The 19,367-nt window shown below is 43.3% G+C and carries 18 protein-coding genes; 10 read left to right on the top strand and 8 right to left on the bottom strand.

Translation table 11 applies throughout. The annotated features are described in order from the left end of the window. Positions 1–3 precede the first annotated feature (3 nt). Together BQ7394_RS20400 and BQ7394_RS20395 are read right to left on the bottom strand one after the other, a co-directional pair. Positions 4–1,569 (bottom strand): cytochrome ubiquinol oxidase subunit I, encoded by a 1,566-nt coding sequence (locus BQ7394_RS20400; protein ID WP_075559087.1) that lies wholly within the window; start codon positions 1,567–1,569, stop codon positions 4–6. An 11-nt stretch (positions 1,570–1,580) separates the two neighbouring features. After that, complete coding sequence (locus tag BQ7394_RS20395) at positions 1,581–1,808, bottom strand: DUF4492 domain-containing protein (protein ID WP_075559086.1); 228 nt, start codon at positions 1,806–1,808, stop codon at positions 1,581–1,583. Between the two features lie 288 nt (positions 1,809–2,096). Here BQ7394_RS20395 and BQ7394_RS20390 point away from each other — a divergent pair, with 288 nt between their 5' ends. The 5 genes from BQ7394_RS20390 to BQ7394_RS20370 all read left to right on the top strand — a co-directional run bounded on the left by BQ7394_RS20390 (position 2,097) and on the right by BQ7394_RS20370 (position 5,935). Then, the gene (locus BQ7394_RS20390) at positions 2,097–3,584 is read left to right on the top strand and encodes a Gfo/Idh/MocA family protein (protein WP_075559085.1); all 1,488 of its coding nucleotides are present in this window, start codon (positions 2,097–2,099) and stop codon (positions 3,582–3,584) included. Positions 3,585–3,605: 21 nt separating this feature from the next. Next, positions 3,606–4,460: a 3-keto-disaccharide hydrolase gene (locus tag BQ7394_RS20385; protein ID WP_075559084.1), complete on the top strand. Its 855-nt coding sequence runs from the start codon at positions 3,606–3,608 to the stop codon at positions 4,458–4,460. Positions 4,461–4,624: 164 nt separating this feature from the next. Next, on the top strand, positions 4,625–4,990 hold the full coding sequence (locus tag BQ7394_RS20380) for a DUF6249 domain-containing protein (protein WP_075559083.1): 366 nt from the start codon (positions 4,625–4,627) through the stop codon (positions 4,988–4,990). Positions 4,991–5,000: 10 nt separating this feature from the next. Next, positions 5,001–5,564 carry an RNA polymerase sigma factor gene (locus tag BQ7394_RS20375; RefSeq protein WP_075559082.1) on the top strand — a complete coding sequence of 188 codons (564 nt, stop codon included), beginning with the start codon at positions 5,001–5,003 and terminating at the stop codon, positions 5,562–5,564. Next, positions 5,561–5,935: a hypothetical protein gene (locus BQ7394_RS20370; RefSeq protein WP_075559081.1), complete on the top strand. Its 375-nt coding sequence runs from the start codon at positions 5,561–5,563 to the stop codon at positions 5,933–5,935. Before BQ7394_RS20375 ends, BQ7394_RS20370 begins: the two co-directional genes overlap by 4 nt. A 52-nt stretch (positions 5,936–5,987) precedes the next feature. Here BQ7394_RS20370 and BQ7394_RS20365 read toward each other — a convergent pair whose 3' ends face one another. The 6 genes from BQ7394_RS20365 to surE form a co-directional block, all read right to left on the bottom strand. Next, positions 5,988–7,064: a DUF4097 family beta strand repeat-containing protein gene (locus BQ7394_RS20365; RefSeq protein WP_075559080.1), complete on the bottom strand. Its 1,077-nt coding sequence runs from the start codon at positions 7,062–7,064 to the stop codon at positions 5,988–5,990. 12 nt (positions 7,065–7,076) lie between these two features. Continuing rightward, positions 7,077–7,622 (bottom strand): hypothetical protein, encoded by a 546-nt coding sequence (locus BQ7394_RS20360; protein ID WP_075559079.1) that lies wholly within the window; start codon positions 7,620–7,622, stop codon positions 7,077–7,079. A gap of 1 nt (position 7,623) precedes the next feature. After that, on the bottom strand, positions 7,624–8,154 hold the full coding sequence (locus BQ7394_RS20355) for an RNA polymerase sigma factor (protein ID WP_075559078.1): 531 nt from the start codon (positions 8,152–8,154) through the stop codon (positions 7,624–7,626). Between the two features lie 134 nt (positions 8,155–8,288). Then, positions 8,289–9,032 (bottom strand): NigD1/NigD2 family lipoprotein, encoded by a 744-nt coding sequence (locus tag BQ7394_RS20350; RefSeq protein ID WP_082212063.1) that lies wholly within the window; start codon positions 9,030–9,032, stop codon positions 8,289–8,291. Positions 9,033–9,113: 81 nt separating this feature from the next. After that, positions 9,114–10,247, bottom strand: a complete 1,134-nt coding sequence (gene lpxB, locus BQ7394_RS20345) for a lipid-A-disaccharide synthase (RefSeq protein ID WP_075559077.1) — start codon at positions 10,245–10,247, stop codon at positions 9,114–9,116. Beyond that, positions 10,244–11,008 carry a 5'/3'-nucleotidase SurE gene (gene surE / locus BQ7394_RS20340; protein WP_075559076.1) on the bottom strand — a complete coding sequence of 255 codons (765 nt, stop codon included), beginning with the start codon at positions 11,006–11,008 and terminating at the stop codon, positions 10,244–10,246. The genes lpxB and surE overlap by 4 nt, the downstream gene beginning before the upstream one ends. Before the next feature lie 814 nt (positions 11,009–11,822). Here surE and BQ7394_RS20335 point away from each other — a divergent pair. The 5 genes from BQ7394_RS20335 (at position 11,823) to BQ7394_RS20315 (ending at position 19,286) form a co-directional block, all read left to right on the top strand. Continuing rightward, entirely contained in the window at positions 11,823–14,942 is a 3,120-nt protein-coding gene (locus tag BQ7394_RS20335) for a DUF6383 domain-containing protein (protein WP_139317733.1), read from the top strand. A gap of 411 nt (positions 14,943–15,353) precedes the next feature. Continuing rightward, positions 15,354–16,118, top strand: coding sequence for a ParA family protein (locus BQ7394_RS20330; RefSeq protein WP_075559074.1), 765 nt, complete (start codon positions 15,354–15,356; stop codon positions 16,116–16,118). Positions 16,119–16,127: 9 nt separating this feature from the next. Continuing rightward, complete coding sequence (locus BQ7394_RS20325; protein ID WP_075559073.1) at positions 16,128–17,012, top strand: ParB/RepB/Spo0J family partition protein; 885 nt, start codon at positions 16,128–16,130, stop codon at positions 17,010–17,012. A 78-nt stretch (positions 17,013–17,090) separates the two neighbouring features. Beyond that, complete coding sequence (locus BQ7394_RS20320) at positions 17,091–17,753, top strand: DUF5683 domain-containing protein (RefSeq protein WP_308587636.1); 663 nt, start codon at positions 17,091–17,093, stop codon at positions 17,751–17,753. A 6-nt stretch (positions 17,754–17,759) separates the two neighbouring features. Next, complete coding sequence (locus BQ7394_RS20315) at positions 17,760–19,286, top strand: lytic transglycosylase domain-containing protein (protein ID WP_075559071.1); 1,527 nt, start codon at positions 17,760–17,762, stop codon at positions 19,284–19,286. The last annotated feature ends 81 nt before the right edge of the window (positions 19,287–19,367 follow it).

Raw genomic sequence — 19,367 nt, 5'->3', positions numbered from 1 at the left:
TTTTTAGTTATCATTGTTAGTAGATACGGCAGGGCCTTTCTTGATCGCTTTCACCATGATCCCGACTTCTGCGATCAGTAAGATCGTAAAGAGGATCAGGAAGAGGAAGAATGTTGTCTGAACCGACGAGGTAGCCAGTTTCGAGATAGAGGCGCTGGTCGGCAATATGTCCTGTATCGCCCAGGGTTGGCGTCCCACTTCGGCAACCACCCATCCGGCTTGTCCGGCTATATATCCGAGTGGTATCGACCAGAGGCAAACCCATTGAAGCCAGCGGGTGTCTTTGAACTTATCTTTTTTGCTCCAGATAAGGGCGACGATAAAGAGAAGGATAAAGTATCCGCCCAGAATAACCATGATACGGAACGAGTAGAAGGTCATTCCTACATGAGGGACCAGTTCGCCCGGATCTTTGATATATCCGTAACCGAAATAGGGGAAGTTTTCATCGAGCGTTGCGCGGTATTGTTTGGCGGCAACCTCGTCTTTCTCTTTGATCGCTTTACGGTAATTGGCCAGTGACTGGATAGCCAGTTGGCCTTTGGCAATCTTCTCGGCTGCTGAAAGAGCCGGAGTGCCGTCGGCAGTAGGATAACCTCCGTCGATCAGGTTGGTGATGCCCGGTACGTAGCCGTCCATTTTGCGTTCTGCCAGCAACGACAGCATCTTCGGGATCTGTATATTGAAGATGAATGGTTCTACATTATCATTATAGCTGTTCTTTTCCGGGTTCAACATCCCGATACCGACCAAGCCGACGCCGTTTCCTCCTTCATAAAGGCCTTCCATGGCGGCAAGCTTCATCGGCTGCTTCTGAGCTACCTGGTAAGCCGAACCGTCACCGGTCCAGAGGATCAATAAGGAAGCGACCAGACCGAATATAGCTCCGATTTTGATACTTTCCAATGCGAAACGGGTTTCCCGCTTTTTCAACAGATACCAGCTGCTGATTCCTATCACAAACAAAGCGCCTACGATCCAGCCGGATAAAACCGTGTGGAAGAATTTATTGATGGCAACCGGCGATAAGGCAACCGCCCAAAAGTCGAACATCTCGTTACGAACCGTGTCGGGGTTGAACTCCATGCCTACCGGATGTTGCATCCATGCATTGGCAATCAGGATCCAGAGGGCAGACAAAGTGGCGCCGATAATGGTCAGCCAGGTGGAAGCGAGGTGGAAGCGTTTGCTCACTTTATCCCAGCCGAAGAACATGACTGCGATAAACGTAGCTTCCATAAAGAAAGCAAGGATACCTTCGATAGCCAGTGGCGCTCCGAAAATATCACCGACAAACCAGCTGTAATTCGACCAGTTTGTCCCAAACTCAAATTCAAGGATAAGACCGGTGGCAACACCGATCGCGAAGTTAATACCGAACAGCTTCATCCAGAACTGAGCTGTTTTTTTCCAGAATTCGTCACCTGTTTTGTAATAAATGGTTTCCAGTATTGCCTGGATTACGCCAAGCCCTAAAGTAAGGGGTACAAAAAGCCAGTGATACATGGCCGTGAGAGCAAACTGAGCCCTCGACCAGTCAATCAAAGAAGTGTCAATGCTTGCGATCATAACTATATTAATTAAGGAGTTATTGCCCGTTGGATCAATTCACCTGATACGTGTTCCTCTTTCTCGGAATCGCTGTCAAATTTTCCGAGGTAATTAGGAAAGAAAAACAGTTTTAATATAAAAAACATGATGAATAGTTTGACCAAAATAATCAGCCATAGTGTCTTACCCAGTTTCATTGATCGAAATCCTTCCAGGTAAAAATGGTAAATTCGAATGAGTATTGGTTCCTTTTTCATGTTTACGTCTTCATTTATATAACAGATATAAGGTAAATATGTTTTCTGTTAGACAAATATAACAGAAAGGGCGACTCTTCCACCCCCTAACTTTATAGATAATATTTATGAAAAAATAGACATTGTCTATAAGCTCTGTTAAAAAAAACTATTTTAAAAAAGAAAGCCGGATGTACAGGCTTGTTGTTCTTTTCGCATTGGTTATATTTGCGACAGTTTGTGTTTTTAAGACGTGACATTTTAATCGAAATATTATTATTAAGTGCTAATCTATAAAAAATTATTACTATGTCAAACATCACTAGAAGATCATTTCTTCAAAGAGGCGCAGCAGCAGCTGCTGCTTTGACCATTGTCCCCGGTTCCGTTCTTGGAAAAAGTCATGGACATATCGCTCCAACAGATAAATTGAATATTGCTGGCGTTGGTATCGGCGGTATGGGTAATGCTAATTTGAAGAATGTTGAAAAAACAGAGAATATCGTAGCTCTGTGTGACGTGGATTGGAAGTATGCTAAACCGGTTTTCGATCGTCATCCGAATGCCAAGAAATATTGGGATTTCCGTAAGATGTATGATGAAATGGGTAAGTCGATCGATGCTGTTATCTGTGCAACAGCCGACCATACGCATGCTATCGTTACTGCCGATGCAATTACGTTGGGTAAACACGTATATTGCCAGAAACCGTTGACTCACTCTGTTTATGAATCTCGTCTGCTTACTAATCTGGCTAAAGAATATAATGTAGCAACACAGATGGGTAACCAGGGTTCTTCAGATGAAGGTACCGATTTGGTTTGCGAATGGATCTGGAATGGTGAGATCGGCGAAGTGACAAAGGTGGAATGTGCTACCGACCGTCCTATCTGGCCACAGGGACTGAATGCTCCTGAAAAAGTGGATAAAATTCCTTCTACATTGAATTGGGATTTGTTCTCTGGCCCAGCACAGGTTCGTGCTTACAATAAAATCTATCACCCATGGAACTGGCGCGGATGGTGGGCTTATGGTACAGGAGCATTAGGTGATATGGCTTGCCATATTATGCATCAGCCGTTTAAAGCCTTGAAACTGGGTTATCCTACAAAGGTTCAGGGATCTTCCACGCTGTTATTGCAGGATTGTGCTCCTAATGCGCAGCATGTTAAGTTGACATTCCCGGCTCGCGATAATATGCCTAAACTGGCTTTACCGGAAGTTGAAATTCACTGGTATGATGGTGGTATGATGCCGGATCGTCCTGCTGGCTTCCCTGAAGGAAAACAATTGATGGGCCCTGGTGGAGGTCTGTGTATTTTCCACGGTACAAAAGATACGTTGATTTGCGGTTGCTACGGTCAGCAACCTTGGTTGTTGTCAGGACGTGTTCCTGCTGCTCCTAAAGTTTGCCGTCGTGTTCCGAATGCAATGAGCGGTGGTCATGAAATGGATTGGGTTCGTGCTTGTAAAGAAAGTGCTTCCAGCCGTGTGAAGACTAAATCTGATTTCTCAGAAGCAGGTCCGTTCAACGAAATGGTTGTGATGGGTGTATTGGCTGTTCGTTTGCAGAACTTGAACAAAGAGTTGCTGTGGGATGGTCCTAATATGCAGTTCACAAACATCAAAGATGATGAAATGATCAAGATTTTGATTAAGGACGACTTTAAGATTGTTGATGGTGACCCGAAATTCAACAAGATCTGGACTGATCCTATCAATGCTAAACAGTTTGCAAACGAACTGATCAAGCACAATTATCGTAATGGTTGGAAATTGCCTGATATGCCTAGATAACAGTTTTAAACTTACATAAAAATGAAGAAGTCAGTATTATTTGCAAGTGCCGCGCTGATGATGTGTTATTTCACATCTTGTGGCGGTGGAAAGAAAACAGAAGACGCTGCTGCCGATGCAACAGCCGAAACAAAAACAGAAGCAGCCGTGCCTGAATACACATTATTAGATTTACCGACTGTAGATTTATCTACATTCCCGAAAGATGCCGACGGTTGGATTACTATGTTTGATGGTAAGACATTGAATGGCTGGAGAGGATATGATCGCGAAGATGTTCCTAATGCCTGGGAAGTAAACGACGGCGCAATCCATATTAAAGGTTCCGGTGCCGGTGAAGCCGGTGCAAAAGACGGTGGTGACTTGGTTTTTGCTCATAAGTTCAAAAACTTCGAATTGGAATGGGAATGGAAAGTGGCTAAAGGCGCCAACTCAGGTGTATTTATCCTGATCCAGGAAGTAGAAGGCCAGCCTTCTTATATCTCTTCTCCTGAATATCAGATCCTGGACAATGCAAACCATCCGGATGCTAAGTTAGGAAAAGATGGTAACCGTATGTCTGCTTCCCTGTATGATATGATTCCTGCTAAACCGCAGAACTCTAAACCGTTCGGCGAATGGAACAAATCAAAGATCATGTGTTACAAAGGTACAGTTGTTCATTATCAGAACGACGAACCGGTTGTTGAATATCACTTGTGGACTCAGCAGTGGAAAGAAATGCTGGATGCAAGTAAGTTCAGCAAAGACAAATGGCCGTTGGCTTACGAACTGCTGTTGAACTGTGGTGGACCTAACAAAGAAGGTTTCATCGGTTTGCAGGATCATGGCGACGACGTTTGGTATCGTAACATCAAGATCAAAGTATTAGACTAATTTCGTAATTTACGGATAACTAACTTATTAATACCCGGAATCGGCAATATGCCCGACTCCGGGTATTTTTTTCCAAAAAAGTTTCTTTATCTTGTAACCTTTCCTCCGGAGTGTTAGTCTTATCTGTAAACGAAACAATTAGAAACATTTTAAATATTGAAATTATGGAAGAATGGTTAATTCCTTTGGTTGCGATTATTTGTGCGGTTGGTCTGCCTGTACTGTTGCTTATGATACTTGTCATCAGAACAACCCGGACAAAGCATGAAGAGCGTATGGCTATGATCGAAAAGGGTATCGTACTGGAAGAGCCTGAGCGGAAGGTAAATAAATACAATGCTCTACGCAATGGTTTACTGATGGTTGGACTAGCATTGGGCGCTATGGCTGGTATTTGTTTGGATGATACGATGCCGAGTGACTGGCAAGGTTTTTCAGTTGTTATCTTTACTGTTTTGGGTGGAGGTCTTGCCTATCTCATTTATTTCTTCATCGTTTTGAAGATGATGGAAAAGGAAAAAGAACAATAAAACCGGATTGATGGACGAACAAAAGTGGATAAAAAGCATTCTGGCAGGGGATACCAAAAGTTTCTCCTGCCTCGTCGCGAAGTACCAGCAGATGGCATTCAATATTGCTTTCCGTATACTGGAGAATCGTGAGGAGGCAGAAGAAGTCGTGCAGGATGCTTTTGTGAAGATGTATCGTGCGCTTCCGTCTTTCCAGTTTGGCAGTAAGTTCTCTACCTGGTTCTATAAAATAGTTTACAATACTGCAATAACGGCACAAAGAAAGCAATCTCTTTTTGAGAGTTACGATGATGCCGTTGCAACCGATCTGACAACCAGTGAAGTGGATAGTGCGACTGCTATCCTGGAACGGGAAGACCGGAAAGAAATAATTGCCCGCGTACTAAAAAAGTTACCGGCTGACGAAAGCCTGGTGCTTACTCTCTTTTACCTGGAGGAGTGTTCTATTGCTGACATCGGTCAGATCACAGAAATGACTCCTTCCAATATTAAAATAAAATTGTTTCGGGGACGTAAACACTTCTACGAAACCTTGCAGTTGATGATGAAGAATGAAACAGCATATGTGTTATGAACAAGTCGGATAAAGATATAAACCGTTTGACCAGGAAAATCCTGAAAGAAGGAATGGTCGAACCATCTCCGGATCTGAGCCTGAAGATCATGGATCTGATTATGCAGGAAGAGCCTCTGAAAGTGCCGGAAGTAAAGAAGGTAAAGTGGCATTCCGGGATGTCGCCTTTTATGATAATTGGTATAATTATTGTGTATCTCGTGGCATTTGCCGGATTATTGATGCTTGTCGGTCAGCAACCCGAAGGAAACGTTAACCATCTGTTGACTGGTTTAAAAGAGAAGCTGCCGTTTATCCTGACGATGGTGGCTATTGCCGGGTCGTTGATATTTTATTCGGCTCTGGACAAGGTCTTGGCGTTACGGTATTGATGGAATGTAGTGTCGTTGGTAGGGGCGGTTCGCGAACCGCCCCTACAGGCTATTATAACGCCTTTACACTTATATTACTATAATTATTCCCATCGAAATAAATGCGTCCTTTGTTTCCGCCATTGATTTCGTAATAATGGTTTACTTTATCTTCTGTCGATTTATTGGTGACATTGAAACCGCTGACATTGTGGTTGCCATATTTCATACTTTCGGCAGCCACTTTGAAAGATGCTTTCGAGGGGATATTCACATTCAGGTTACCGTAGCGGGCATCTACTGTCAGGCTTTTGAAATTAGCAGAAAGCTCTTTTATGTTTAGTGAGCTGTAAGCCAGTTCGCTGACATCCAGTGACTCCTTAACAGAACCAATCGTCGCTTCACTGTATTTGATCTCCAGATTTCCCCTGTCGAGACTCTCTATCTTCACATTCCCATATTTGTTTTCCAGGTTGAGTTGTGAGCAATTCCTGATTTCCATATTGGAATACTTGTTATCCGCATTCAGTAGATCGGCATTACCGACTGATACCTTACCGCAATAACCAAAATCCAGATTAGCCTTCGTTACATTATTAATATCCACATTTCCATATTTCACTTCCAGGTTAAGAAGTTCTGTGAAGCTACCTGCATTCAGGTTGCCATATTTCACCTGTATGGTGCTTTTGCCTTCATTCTTATCCGGCAGGTTGATATTTCCGTATTTCTGTGACAGATTGATTGCCAGCTTGGAAGGAATACTGATGTAATAATTGATTGTGAAACGTTCGTTGTTGTTATTGCTCGACCGCTGTTCTTTGAGCGATGTAATGGCAGAAATAGTATTTCCGCTCTTTTTCAACTCGATCTGGACACGATCCAGAGTAGCTTGTGCAGCCTCTTCGGTCTCCGCTTTCGCCTCTATTTCGACGCGGATAAGTGCTTCATTCTTATTCCAGTGCGTTACGGTGATGTTGCCGTAGCGGTTATCGGCAAGCAGCAGGTCGCTCAAGCTGATACTGAATGATTGACTGATCTCTTTCTTCTTGATCCTCTCCGGTTTTCCGGCCCAGCCGCAAACGGTACTTACGATAAGCAACATCGCCAGAAGTAATAGCGAACGGCTTTTTGTTTGTCTTGTATTCATGATGTATCTTATTTATTTGTTGTCATTTTCATTCTCTGTTGTCACCCGCTCCATCTGTTCCAGCATGAAGTTAAGTGTCTCGATACTTGTGCTGTAATGCTGGTTCATGGCAAACAGTGCATCGTTTGAACAGGGCAGTGTAGGAAGGATTGTCTTTTCAAACATATAATTGTCTTTGAGTATCTTCCTGCTTTCCTGTAACAGGCCGGCTGCGCCCGGAGCTTGTTCTTTTTTATACAATGTCTCCATTTGTGCCAGGATATCATCTATCTGCATATTGTAATAGACACGTAGCTCGTTGATCTCCTCTTGTGCCTTGCAGGTTTTCTGAATGGCTGCCTTCTGATGGATGGGAGCAGGCGTACCGCCCGGCATCCGGAACAAAAACAACAGGGCAATAGAAGCTGCAGCGGCAAAAGCGCACAAGCTGTAAAGTTTGAAACGGTTCTTACGCGCAGGAGCCAGTTTCTTTTCGAAGCGATCGAAGTGACCTTCCGGCAGAAGGTCATCTTCAAAAGCTTCTCTATTGGTGTCTATGAAATTCTTTAACTTGTCCATGTCAATTGACTGATATAATGTCCAACAATTTGCGCTTTGCCCGCAGATACTGACTGCGTACGCTTGGCGGCTGAATATTCAGGATAGAGGCAATCTCTTCCATATCATACCCCTCGAAGAGGTAAAGAGAGAGGATCACACGGTAACCGGCCGGCAGCTTGGCAGTCGCTTCCTTTATCTGCTTTACCGAATACTGTATATCTTCCTCGCTTGGTCCATCGGATTCGGGATCGGCATAGTTGTCAGACAACTCGTCCCATTCCGGAGTCTGGCGGCGTACGTAGTCGATGGCCGTATGAACTGCTATCCGGTGCATCCAGGCTTCGAAACACAGATTGTCTTTATACTGATCGATGCGAGTGAAGATTTTCAGGAACGCGTCCTGCATGGCTTCTTCCGCTTCTGAGGTGTTGCCGACGATACGCAGGCAGGCAATGTACAATCGCTGTGCGAATAGTTTGTACAGGGCCAGTTGCGCGCTTCGCTTTCCGCTCCGGCAACCTTCTATCAGTTGTTCTGTAGTTTCGTTCATTTGTTTATATAAACGGAGGGCAAGTTGCAAACGTTGCATCTCCGGCTACGAATTTATACAAAAAAAAGAAAGACATCATCACGATGTCTTTCTCCCTGAACTAAATGATAAAAATAAAAGTTATGTGGGAAGGTTTAATTTGTCGTTTGAAAATCCTCAGTTCCCATCACCGGAGCTCTCCCCGTTGTCGAACCGGATTTGTATTTAAGTTCAATCGTCTTATCTCCATCATACGATTTGTACTTGATTTTCATCGTCACTGTCTCACCTCCTGTTTCCGGCAGACTGTTCAGTCTGAATGAAGCTAATCCCCAGCCTTCGGCGCCTGACAGGCTACCGTTTGCATTATGGCGGAATTCCAGTTCGTATGTATCGGAGTTTTCCATTTTTACGAGATTCATAAAATGTTTGCTTCCGTACTCAAAGTAAGTGGCAAACTGGAAGTTTATATATCCGTCTTCAATCCATACAGACTTCATCGTTACCGGATCTTTACCGTAATATTCATCGTTTTTATCTCCCAGGTCTGGTGCGATCGATTTGGTCAGAACTGTATCTATCCTGTTCAGGCGGATCACATAATCCTGTTCGATGTTCATATCTTTACCCGGTCCGAGTAATGTAAAGTTGATGAATGCTCTTCTTTCTTTACTTACATCGAAGTTCGGAGTGGTAACACCGGCTGCCGGCCAAAATGAAGTAGAATCGTCCCACTGGAGATAATATAAGTTGTTGCCAAGCGGTTTGACTGTTGCTACACCGACACTATATTTATCGAGAGAATAGCCGTCATCATCCAGGCAAGAGTATAATGTAGAAGATACCAAAACAGTACCTAATACCAATAAAAAAGTCTTCAACGTCTTCATAGCTTTCATATCACATTGTTATTTCCCATTCTATATTAAGCTAGATGGGAGATATTTACGAAATGCTGCAAAGACGTATGATAAAAGATGTTAATCTCTCAGTGACTGGTAGATAAGTTCGGCCGTGCGACGGGAAGCCCCCGGTTTTCCGAGCAGGTGGATCACTTCGTCGTAGCCTTCAAGCATCTGATTGCGATAAGCCGGATCGTTCAGTATTCTATCCAGCTCTTCATGGATCTGGCGGGTAGAGAAGCGGGCACCGAACAGCTCTTGTACCACCTCGCGGCCGGCAATCAGGTTGACCAGTGAGATATATTTGGTGTGGAAGAAATTGCGGAAGATAAAACTTGCCAACCGTCCGGCTACCACGTAGTAGCAGACTACCTGCGGTACACGGAACAGAGATGTTTCAAGCGTGGCCGTTCCGGAAGTGACCAGTGCGGCGTGGCTGTGTTGCAGCAGGTCGTAGGTCTTGCCGAAGACGATCCGCGCCTGATGGTTACCGATATATTGTTTGTAGTATTCCGGTTCCAGTCCGGGAGCTCCGGCGATAACCGGTTGATAATCCTGATAGGAAGCGGCTACTTCGAGCATGGTCGGGAGATTGTCTTTGATCTCCTGCCGGCGGCTTCCGGCAAGGAGGGCGAGGATTGGTTTGTCAGGTAGCCCTTCGTCTATTATGAATGTATCGGGCCCGGCAGCTTGCTTCTCTTTATATTGTGCAACTGAGTCTACCGAAGGATTTCCTACATAGTCCACCGAGTAGTTTAGCTTGTGGAAGAATTCCGTTTCGAAGGGCAGGATGCAGAACATACGGTCTACGTAACGGCGGAAGTCCTTGATGCGGTACTGCTTCCACGCCCATATTTTCGGTGATATATAATAGTAGACAGGCAGGTGTAATACTGTCTTTACGAATTTGGCTATTTTCAGATTAAATCCCGGATAATCGATCAGTATGACTACGTCCGGCTGATATCTGCTGATATCTTTCTCGCAAGTCTTCATATTATTCAGGATTGTACGCAGGTTGAGCAACACCGGGATAAAGCCCATAAAGGCCATTTCCCTGTAATGCTTTACTAAAGTGCCGCCTACGGCCTGCATCAGGTCTCCCCCGAAGAAGCGGAAATCTGCTTCCGGGTCTTTCTCTTTCAATGCAGCCATCAGGTTCGACGCATGTAAATCGCCGGAGGCTTCGCCTGCGATCAGAAAATATTTCATAATCCCCAATCGTTATATTTGTTCATCCAATCGTAATCCGTCACGTCAAGTTTGCAGGGGACCAGGGAGGCATATCCGCTGTCGAGTGCCAGTGTATCGTTGTCCGGGTGGATCGGTTTGGCATTCTCGAAAGAGCCGGTCAGCCAGAACACAGGTTTCCCGCTTCCGTTTTCCGAACGTTTAAATTCTTTTACCCATTTCCCGGCAGCCTGGCGACAGATTTTCATCCCCTTTACTGCATCAGTCTTTGGTACGTTCAGGTTCAGGTAAGTACCTGCGGGCAGTCCTTCTTTCAATACACGACGGGCCACCATACGTCCCAGCCGGCAACATTCCGTAAAGTCGGCATCCTCATGATGATCGAGTAGGGATACTCCCAGGGAAGGGACACCGAATACGCAACCTTCGGCTGCTGCTCCCATTGTTCCCGAATAAAGGACGCTGATCGCCATATTTCCTCCGTGGTTGATACCCGAAACCAATAGGTCGGGCTTACGGTCGAGTACTTCGTTGATGGCCAGTTTCACGCAATCAACCGGAGTGCCGGTACATTTATATACTGTCAGTCCTTTTTCTTTCTTCACCAATGAATAGCGGAGAGGATTCTCTGCCGTGATAGCGCTACTCATTCCCGAACGGGGACCATCGGGAGCCATAACAATCACTTCTCCCAGGTCGAGCAGGCATTCTATTAACTCTTTAATTCCTTTGGCGTTTACGCCGTCATCGTTTGTAATCAGGATAAGCGGTCTATCGTTCATCGCGTACTTATTTTTATAATTACTTCTACAAATGTAACGATAATCTTTTGATGGCGGATGCTTTTAATTTATTCTAACGTTCGGTGTGGGTGTTCTGCTCTTGTTGTATGGCCCTCTGGTGATGCTTGCGTACAGTAAGGCTTTTCATCAGCATCTCTAAGGCCGAAGTATAGCATAATTAAGGGGAAAGGTCAGTAATATTAAATAAGAAAGGCATAGAGTACAAATATGTAAGGTATACCTTGCAAAAAAGTAAGGCTTGCCTTACATATTTGCAATTAAGGCCTTTCTTTTATAAAAGTAGGGAGGAAAGGGATAAATCATTAGGTACTTCCGGATTAGTTATCCTAATGAAAGAACTTAGTTGTTTAGGGGAGATAAATCGTAGTTATGGAGGGTTGAGGTCAGAGTATGAGAATCTGAAATTCGAGGTGTATATGAGATGGTATAATAATGTACGCGTGTACATATAATATATGGGAACTGTTTTGTTTGAAGGCTGACTTATGTAATATGGGTTGCAGAAAGCGTAGGAGTGACGAGAAAAAACGATCGTTTTTTCTCGTCACTGGTTTTGTGTTCGTCCTCCAAATATGCGTTTTCATACAAACTATGCTATTCAATTGATAAGAAAGCACATAACATTGAAAAAAAACGTCCTAAAAGAATTGCGGAAATGAAACAAATGCTTACTTTTGTTGACGAGAAAAAACGATCGTTTTCGCTAGTCATAGGATAAAGAAGTATATAAATGTAGCGATCGTATTGAATAAGAACTTATTACACTTTAGTATTAATATTAAATTTTAGAATTATGAACAAAAAGTTTTCTACTTTGATGGCTGTTGCTTTGATGACAGGCTCATTCTCCATGAGCACAATCGCAAGTACAGCCATGTTTGCAGCTCCCGCTGCAATTGAAACAAAAGCAGCAGCTGCTTCTAATGCAAAGGAGGTTGATGATCTTCCTGCAAGCGCCGTGGCTGGTCAATTATCTGCTTTTACAAATAATGCTCGTTTAGTTGTTTTTACCAATGATGGTTCTGGTGCTATTGGAACAGGTGCTAATGCATATCTAAAGGGAACAGGTGATGCAAAATCAGAGGCAGGAGCGTATGTAAGTGGAACTCCTGATGTTTATTATTGGACGCTTCAGACTGATGGTCGCATCTTAAATAAAGAAGGACAAGCTTTAACTTTAGCAGATAAACAAATTTTTGCTGTTGTACCTGTCGTTGATGCAACTGCAGCAACTACTGCAACTCCTTATTTTGTTTTGGCTGTAACTGATGGTGCTACAACTAAGTATGTCGTAACTACAGATGCTAGTACCTTTACTTTAGATGCTGATGTTAAAAAGGCAGCTCTTTTCGCTTCTGTAGAAGCTGAATACAATGTTGGTGTTGCTGGTGATGATATCAACCAAATATTAGGTGATGGTTTTGAATTGACAATAGCAAAGGCTGCAGGTAGCACGGTTGCTATTACTGGAGCAGATGCATTTAAAGGTGTATTGAAAGCAGTAGAGGTTGGTGGTACCACAAATGATGCAACTAAGTATTATCAATTGAAGAATGGTGATAAGTTTGTAGCATTGAAAAAAGGAACAATTGCAACTGATGTAAATGCTGAAGGTGAATTTACTTTAGTTAGTGCTACAGATGTTGTTAAGCCTGAGTATCTTTCTTTCTTCCATGTTTCAAAAGCTGATAATGGTGAAGAAGGTGTTGTTGTAAAAGTATCTGATGATGCTGATGCTACGGCAGGTGCCAATCGTCTTTATGTTTCTTCTTTGAAGAATTCTAATGTTTTGAGTGCAGCCAAGGTTGCTACTGTTACTGATTCTTGGGCATATGTTAAATTAGCAGGTGAAAATACTGTGGATCTTAAGACACTGTTGAAAGGCCAATTTATAAAGATCAGCTATGTCGCTAATGGCAAGGAGAATACGACAGATACTGATAATAAGTATAAAGTTGGTGGAATTTTATCTGTAAGAAACATCGAAAAGGCAGATGGTACTTATGCGAATTTTGCAGATTATGTTGCTAAATCAAGTGTAATAGCAGAAGCTCCGGAAGCTCAGTGGGCATTGACTACTGCTGATGGTGGTAAGACTGTGACTCTGAAAAACCGTGAAAATACAAATGTGGAATTGACTTTGACTCAATTGCGTGCTACAGATAAGGTTGGTGTTTATAAAGCGTCTATTACAGGAGATGCAGATGCTAACGCTCCTAAGTTTGCAAATGATCTGATTACAATATCTTTTGTAGAAAACCATACTAAGACTGATGGCTACATGGTAGAGGCTGATAACGTATTGCGTAATACTACTTATTACTTAGGGCAATCTCGTTTGAGTGCTGATGGTGATATTAATGCTTATTGGGCAGAAAATCATGGAACTCATCAGATTGGAGCTACTGTAGATAAAGAAGTTGCAACTAAGTGGAATTTGCATTTGGTGAAAAAAGCTGATGGTGTAAACGACGCTAAGAATATTACAGAAATAGATTCTGTTCTTGTCGTAAGTACAATGAATGTTTGGAATGAAACAAAGAAAGAATTGACTACAAAGAAAGATACTTTAGTTGTTCTTCCGTATGCATTCCAGAATAGAGAAAACAGAGAATTTGTAAAATTGAATGATGAAGCAAATTTGAAATTCTATATCTGTGATGATAAAAACTTAGATAACGAAAATGCAAGTCCTGCTATTACTCGTCCCGCTCAACGTTTCGCTCTGAAAATGAAACCTAATGGTACTTATAACTATGTAACTCTGGCTGCAAATGCTTATACTGCATCTCCTAATATTGATGCAGTAGCTGAAGTTGGTGCAAATAAAGTATATCAAGCAAACAGTACAAGCAAAGGTACATGGGCTAACATGCTTGCTTACGCCGGTGACGACAACGCTTTAATGGTCGTTGAAAAAACAGAAGATCCTGAATACCGTAAGATCAAAGTTGAGTGGGGTGATACTATCAGCATTTATCGTCAGGAAAACGACGCTCAGAAATTGTATGAAAAACTGGATGCTAAATCTGTTGTTGAAAAAGATACATTGAGCTTCCTGAATATAGATAACGATTATCAGTTCAAAATGAATCCGGCTATCTTTGCTGATACTGCTTATATCAACCGTGGTACAGGTGACGATGCTAATACTTGCTATCAGTATCTGTTGGTTGTTGAACCTAGTTTCGGTTATCACAAAGAAGGTTGTAACGTACCGGGCCACCCACAGACTATTGGAGCTATTGATACAGTGTATGGTCGCTTCTTGGTTAACTTGATTGATACAGCTAACATATATGGTAAGACTCATCTGCATAACAATCCTTATATCAATAAGATTGAAGCAGACGAAAACTTGGCTAAATTGTCATTCGTTGATGGTTACCATACTGGTGATAAACTGTATATTCCGCGTCATAATAATACTGACACTTTGGTGTTAGATATGAGCTCTCCGGCATTCAATGTGGCTAAGTTCGCATTCCGTTATGTAGATAACGAAGCTGGTACATTTAAGATCCAGACTCAGTGGAAAGAATACAATCCTAGCATTGAAAAAGAAAAAGATCTTGCAAGAAGCCAGGAAGGTTACCTGAGATGGGTTAACGGTACAGTTGTTGTTACAAACGGTTATACAAATGGTGACGTATTCAATATGAACGAAAACGTTAAACTGAATCCGGTTGCTAACGAAAAAGAACCTTCGTTATCTACAATCTCTGTAATCGCAACAGACGGTGGTGTTATCATCTCTGGTGCTCAGGGTAAGAAAGTTACTATCAGTAACGTTCTTGGTCAGACAGTTGCTAATACAGTAATCGCTTCTGATAAGGCTGAAATCGCTGCTCCTGCTGGTGTAGTTGTTGTAGCTGTTGAAGGCGAAGCTGCTGTTAAAGCAATCGTTAAATAAGAAATGACTTATTTATAAAGGAAATTTATAATCAAAAATTGTCTTTCATGTGATGGTTCTCCTTCGGGGGAACCATTAAGTAACCTGCGATTGGTGAACAGGTGAATGACGAAATATTAAGTAATAAAATAAAGTTCATCTGTTAAGTACTCCTGCGAAGGAGGAAAGCAGATAAAAAACAAACCTCTCCGGTTACGACCGGAGAGGTTTCGTTTTTTTAAAACTACGTTATCATTTCCAAAAAAACGGTCACATACGCCTCATTTGAAACAAGTTATTAAATATTCTGTTTATATTTGCAAGTTATCAACAGTTAGGGCGACTTTTCAACAAAACGAGCATTGTTTTGCAAAAACCTAATATCGTTAGATTTTTAATGTTTAGTTTTGCCTCTGAATTAAAAGACAAAGTATGGGAAAGATTATCGCTTTAGCAAATCAGAAAGGTGGGGTTGGTAAAACAACGACCACGATAAATCTGGCTGCATCCCTCGCTGCCCTTGAGAAGAAAGTGCTGGTTGTTGATGCAGATCCGCAGGCAAATGCCTCTTCCGGACTGGGTGTGGATATTCGGAGTGTCGAACTGTCCATCTACGAATGTCTGGTGAATGGAGACGACCCGAAAGGAGCCATTATCCCAACCGAGGTGGAAGGACTGGATATTATCCCGTCTCACATCGACCTGGTAGGAGCGGAAATTGAAATGCTGAACATGGAGAACCGGGAGCAGATCCTGAAACAGATACTCGTCCCCCTTAAGGATATGTACGATTTTATCCTGATTGACTGTTCTCCCTCTTTAGGGCTGATCACAGTGAATGCACTGACTGCAGCCGATTCGGTAATGATCCCCGTTCAATGCGAGTATTTTGCACTGGAAGGTATCAGTAAACTGTTGAATACGATAAAGATTATTAAATCGAAGCTGAACCCGGCTTTGGAAATTGAAGGATTCCTGTTGACGATGTACGATTCGCGTCTTCGTCTGGCCAACCAGATTTACGAAGAGGTGAAACGACCGTTCCGCGATCTTGTTTTCACAACCGTTATTCAGCGTAATGTGAAACTGAGTGAAGCCTCTAGTTATGGTAAACCCGTAATACTTTACGATGCCGAGTCGAAGGGAGCGCTTAATCACATGCAGCTTGCGCAAGAGCTGATAGACAAAAATAAATAAGGACAAATTATGGCAGTAATGAAAAGATCGGCACTTGGCCGTGGATTAGATGCTTTAATCACGATGGACGACCTTAAAACCGGAGGTTCGTCTTCTATCAGTGAAATAGCACTGAGTAAGATCCAGCCCAATCCTGATCAACCCCGTTCTATATTTGAGGAAGAAGCACTGGAAGAACTGGCTACTTCTATCCGTTCACTGGGTGTTATCCAGCCGATAACCTTGAAGGAGATCGGTACGGAGAAGTACATGATTATTTCCGGTGAACGCCGTTACCGGGCATCGTTGATGGCCGGCCTGGAGCAGATTCCTGCCTATATTAAGACGGCAGCCGACGAGAATGTAGTCGAAATGGCGCTGATTGAAAATATCCAGCGCGAAGACCTTAACTCGATAGAAATTGCATTGGCTTATCAGAAACTGATAGACAGCTACGGCCTTACCCAGGAGAAACTTAGCGAACGGGTAGGGAAGAAGCGAGCTACCATCGCCAATTATCTCCGCCTGTTGAAACTCCCGGCAGAGATACAGATGGGGCTGAAAGATAAGAAAATAGATATGGGACATGCACGTGCCTTGCTGCCGGTGGAAGATCCAGAAGTACAGCTGGCCTTGTATGAACAGATACTGGCAGAAGGCCTCTCCGTACGTAATGTAGAAGAGATCGTACGAAACGGGGCGGAAGCGGTTGCGCCGGAAAAGAAAGAGAATACAGCCGGACGTAAACCGATGCTTCCTCAGGAATTTAATCTGCTGAAGGATCATTTGTCCCGTTTCTTTAATACGAAGGTACAACTGGCATGCAACGACAAGGGAAAAGGACGCATCACGATTCCTTTTACCTCGGAAGAAGAACTGGAAAGGCTGATCGGCCTGTTGGATAAGTTGAAATAAGTTGACGCTAGATTCGTGAGGATGAAATTAAAAATAAGCAGGATACTATGCTTGCTGGTAGTTCTTGCCGGTATTTCCATGTATGCGAAAGCACAGGGACAAGCAGTAATACTTGATGCTGATACGGTAGTGGTGGCACCACCCGATTCGACAGTGCAGGCTGTGCTTCATGCTGCCGATTCTGTGCCGCAACCCAAGTTTAAGGAAATAAACATGAAACCGTTTAAGCCGAATCCGACAAGGGCTGTTCTTTATTCGTTCGTGCCGGGGTTGGGGCAGATATATAACAGGGCATACTGGAAGTTGCCGATCGTATATGGTGGTTTTATGGGATGTATCTATGCTGTTACGTGGAATAACCGTAACTATAAGGATTATTCGACAGCTTATCTGGATTTGATGAACGATGTGAGGGATCATCCGAATGATCCGACAGCCTGGAGTAAATCCTGGGTGGATATTGCCAAGAAGAATGGGCGTGATCCGGCAGACTTCATAACAAATACGAGGTTGCAGGATAATATAAAGAGTCGTAAGGACTATTTCCGTCGTTACAGGGATTTGAGTCTTATCATTACGGCTGGAGTATATGCACTCTGTATGATCGATGCGTATGTGGATGCACAGTTGTTCGACTTCGATATTTCTCCGGACCTGAGCATGCGGATAGAGCCTGCGGTAACACCGAAAACCAGTTTCAGTGACCGGTCGTATGGCCTGAATTGCAGTATAAAATTCTAATAACACATGAAATATTTACTAACATTACTCTGTCTCTGTTGTCTTTTTACTGTTGCCCGTGCACAGGAAGCAATAACCGACAACGAAGAACCTCAGTATTCGAACCTTTCTGCCGACTCGTTATCTGTAGATGTCGGTCTGATCCCGGAAAGTCTGGATGCTGATGTAGACAGCCTTCTTCGCTCGTGGCACGTCCAATATTTCTCCAAGAGAGATGAATATTGCCATGACGATGATGCTAATGTATACTTCCCTGACTCTGTCTATCGGGAACGTCTGGAAAGATTGCCACGCGTTATTTCTTTACCTTATAATAAGGTAGTACGCGATTGTATCGATTTATATGCTGACCGCCGCCGTAACCTTGTACGATATATGCTGGGGATGGCGGATTTTTATTTTCCCATCATCGAACAGGTTCTTGATGAACACGACCTGCCTATCGAACTGAAGTATCTGGCTATTGTGGAAAGTGCCCTTAACCCTGTGGCCCTATCCCGTGTGGGAGCTTGCGGTCTGTGGCAGTTCATGCTTCCGACCGGAAAGATCTACGGTTTGGAGATCAACAGTCTGGTAGACGAACGTCGTGATCCGGTGAAGGCCACTCATGCCGCCTGCCGTTACTTTAAAGATATGTATGCCATTTATGGCGACTGGAACCTGGTATTGGCTTCTTACAACTGCGGACCGGGAAATGTAAATAAAGCAATACGCCGCTCGGGAGGTAAAACGGATTTCTGGGATATCTTCCCTTATCTGCCCAAAGAAACCCGTTCGTATGTGCCGCTCTTTATCGCGGCCAATTATATTATGAATTACTATTGCGATCACAATATTTGTCCGATGCAGACCAGTATGCCGTTGGCAACGGATACAGTGGTAGTAACGAAAGCCTTGCATTTGGAACAGGTGGCTGATGTGTTGCAGATGGAGATAGAGCAGATCCGTGCCCTGAACCCGCAATACAAGCGTGATATTATTCCCGGAAATGCAGAACCATCCGTTTTGAAGCTTCCGGTCAATCAGACCTATGCTTTTATAGACAAGGAGGACACGATATATACCCATCGGGCAGAAGACCTGTTAGCCGGTTGCCTGGCTTATAATACATCCGAAACAGACAAAGGAAGTACTTCAAATCGTGAGAAGATCACACATCGTGTAGCTTCCGGCGAGAATATTTATACGATATCCGATCGTTACGGAGTAACTCCGAAAGAAGTACGTTCCTGGAACGGCTTGAAATCTAACAGGCTGGCCAATGGACGGCGTTTAACGTTATATGTGGACAATGGAGGTGTGGCATTTGCTTCTGCTTCAAAAGCAAAGACGACAACTAAGACGACTTCTTCTTCAGAAATCGTTGAAAAGCAAAGCAATGGCTTTGTTTCTTACCGTGTTAAGTCGGGTGATTCTCTGTATACTATATCCAAAAAGTATCCCGGAGTGTCGGCCACATTGATCCAGAAGGCCAATGGATTACCGAATGCAAATATCCGTCCCGGACAGGTCTTAAAGATTCCTGTGGGATAAACTCGCTATTTTCCTGGCTTCCTTGTTGATTTTTGACGAATATTTGTATATTTGTGGTTACAGACGTTATATAAAAAGAAG

It is taken from the genome of Parabacteroides timonensis (genome assembly GCF_900128505.1).
Lineage (GTDB): Bacteria > Bacteroidota > Bacteroidia > Bacteroidales > Tannerellaceae > Parabacteroides > Parabacteroides timonensis.
The sequence above is the reverse complement of the archived record's forward strand: the minus strand, read 5'-3'. Positions and strand labels throughout refer to the sequence as shown.

Bases quoted from the DNA above. Each gene is read 5' to 3' on its own strand.
- BQ7394_RS20400 (WP_075559087.1), bottom strand. From the start codon at position 1,569: ATGATCGCAAGCATTGACACTTCTTTGATTGACTGGTCGAGGGCTCAG.
- BQ7394_RS20395 (WP_075559086.1), bottom strand. From the start codon at position 1,808: ATGAAAAAGGAACCAATACTCATTCGAATTTACCATTTTTACCTGGAA.
- BQ7394_RS20390 (WP_075559085.1), top strand. From the start codon at position 2,097: ATGTCAAACATCACTAGAAGATCATTTCTTCAAAGAGGCGCAGCAGCA.
- BQ7394_RS20385 (WP_075559084.1), top strand. From the start codon at position 3,606: ATGAAGAAGTCAGTATTATTTGCAAGTGCCGCGCTGATGATGTGTTAT.
- BQ7394_RS20380 (WP_075559083.1), top strand. From the start codon at position 4,625: ATGGAAGAATGGTTAATTCCTTTGGTTGCGATTATTTGTGCGGTTGGT.
- BQ7394_RS20375 (WP_075559082.1), top strand. From the start codon at position 5,001: ATGGACGAACAAAAGTGGATAAAAAGCATTCTGGCAGGGGATACCAAA.
- BQ7394_RS20370 (WP_075559081.1), top strand. From the start codon at position 5,561: ATGAACAAGTCGGATAAAGATATAAACCGTTTGACCAGGAAAATCCTG.
- BQ7394_RS20365 (WP_075559080.1), bottom strand. From the start codon at position 7,064: ATGAATACAAGACAAACAAAAAGCCGTTCGCTATTACTTCTGGCGATG.
- BQ7394_RS20360 (WP_075559079.1), bottom strand. From the start codon at position 7,622: ATGGACAAGTTAAAGAATTTCATAGACACCAATAGAGAAGCTTTTGAA.
- BQ7394_RS20355 (WP_075559078.1), bottom strand. From the start codon at position 8,154: ATGAACGAAACTACAGAACAACTGATAGAAGGTTGCCGGAGCGGAAAG.
- BQ7394_RS20350 (WP_082212063.1), bottom strand. From the start codon at position 9,032: ATGAAAGCTATGAAGACGTTGAAGACTTTTTTATTGGTATTAGGTACT.
- lpxB (WP_075559077.1), bottom strand. From the start codon at position 10,247: ATGAAATATTTTCTGATCGCAGGCGAAGCCTCCGGCGATTTACATGCG.
- surE (WP_075559076.1), bottom strand. From the start codon at position 11,008: ATGAACGATAGACCGCTTATCCTGATTACAAACGATGACGGCGTAAAC.
- BQ7394_RS20335 (WP_139317733.1), top strand. From the start codon at position 11,823: ATGAACAAAAAGTTTTCTACTTTGATGGCTGTTGCTTTGATGACAGGC.
- BQ7394_RS20330 (WP_075559074.1), top strand. From the start codon at position 15,354: ATGGGAAAGATTATCGCTTTAGCAAATCAGAAAGGTGGGGTTGGTAAA.
- BQ7394_RS20325 (WP_075559073.1), top strand. From the start codon at position 16,128: ATGGCAGTAATGAAAAGATCGGCACTTGGCCGTGGATTAGATGCTTTA.
- BQ7394_RS20320 (WP_308587636.1), top strand. From the start codon at position 17,091: ATGTATGCGAAAGCACAGGGACAAGCAGTAATACTTGATGCTGATACG.
- BQ7394_RS20315 (WP_075559071.1), top strand. From the start codon at position 17,760: ATGAAATATTTACTAACATTACTCTGTCTCTGTTGTCTTTTTACTGTT.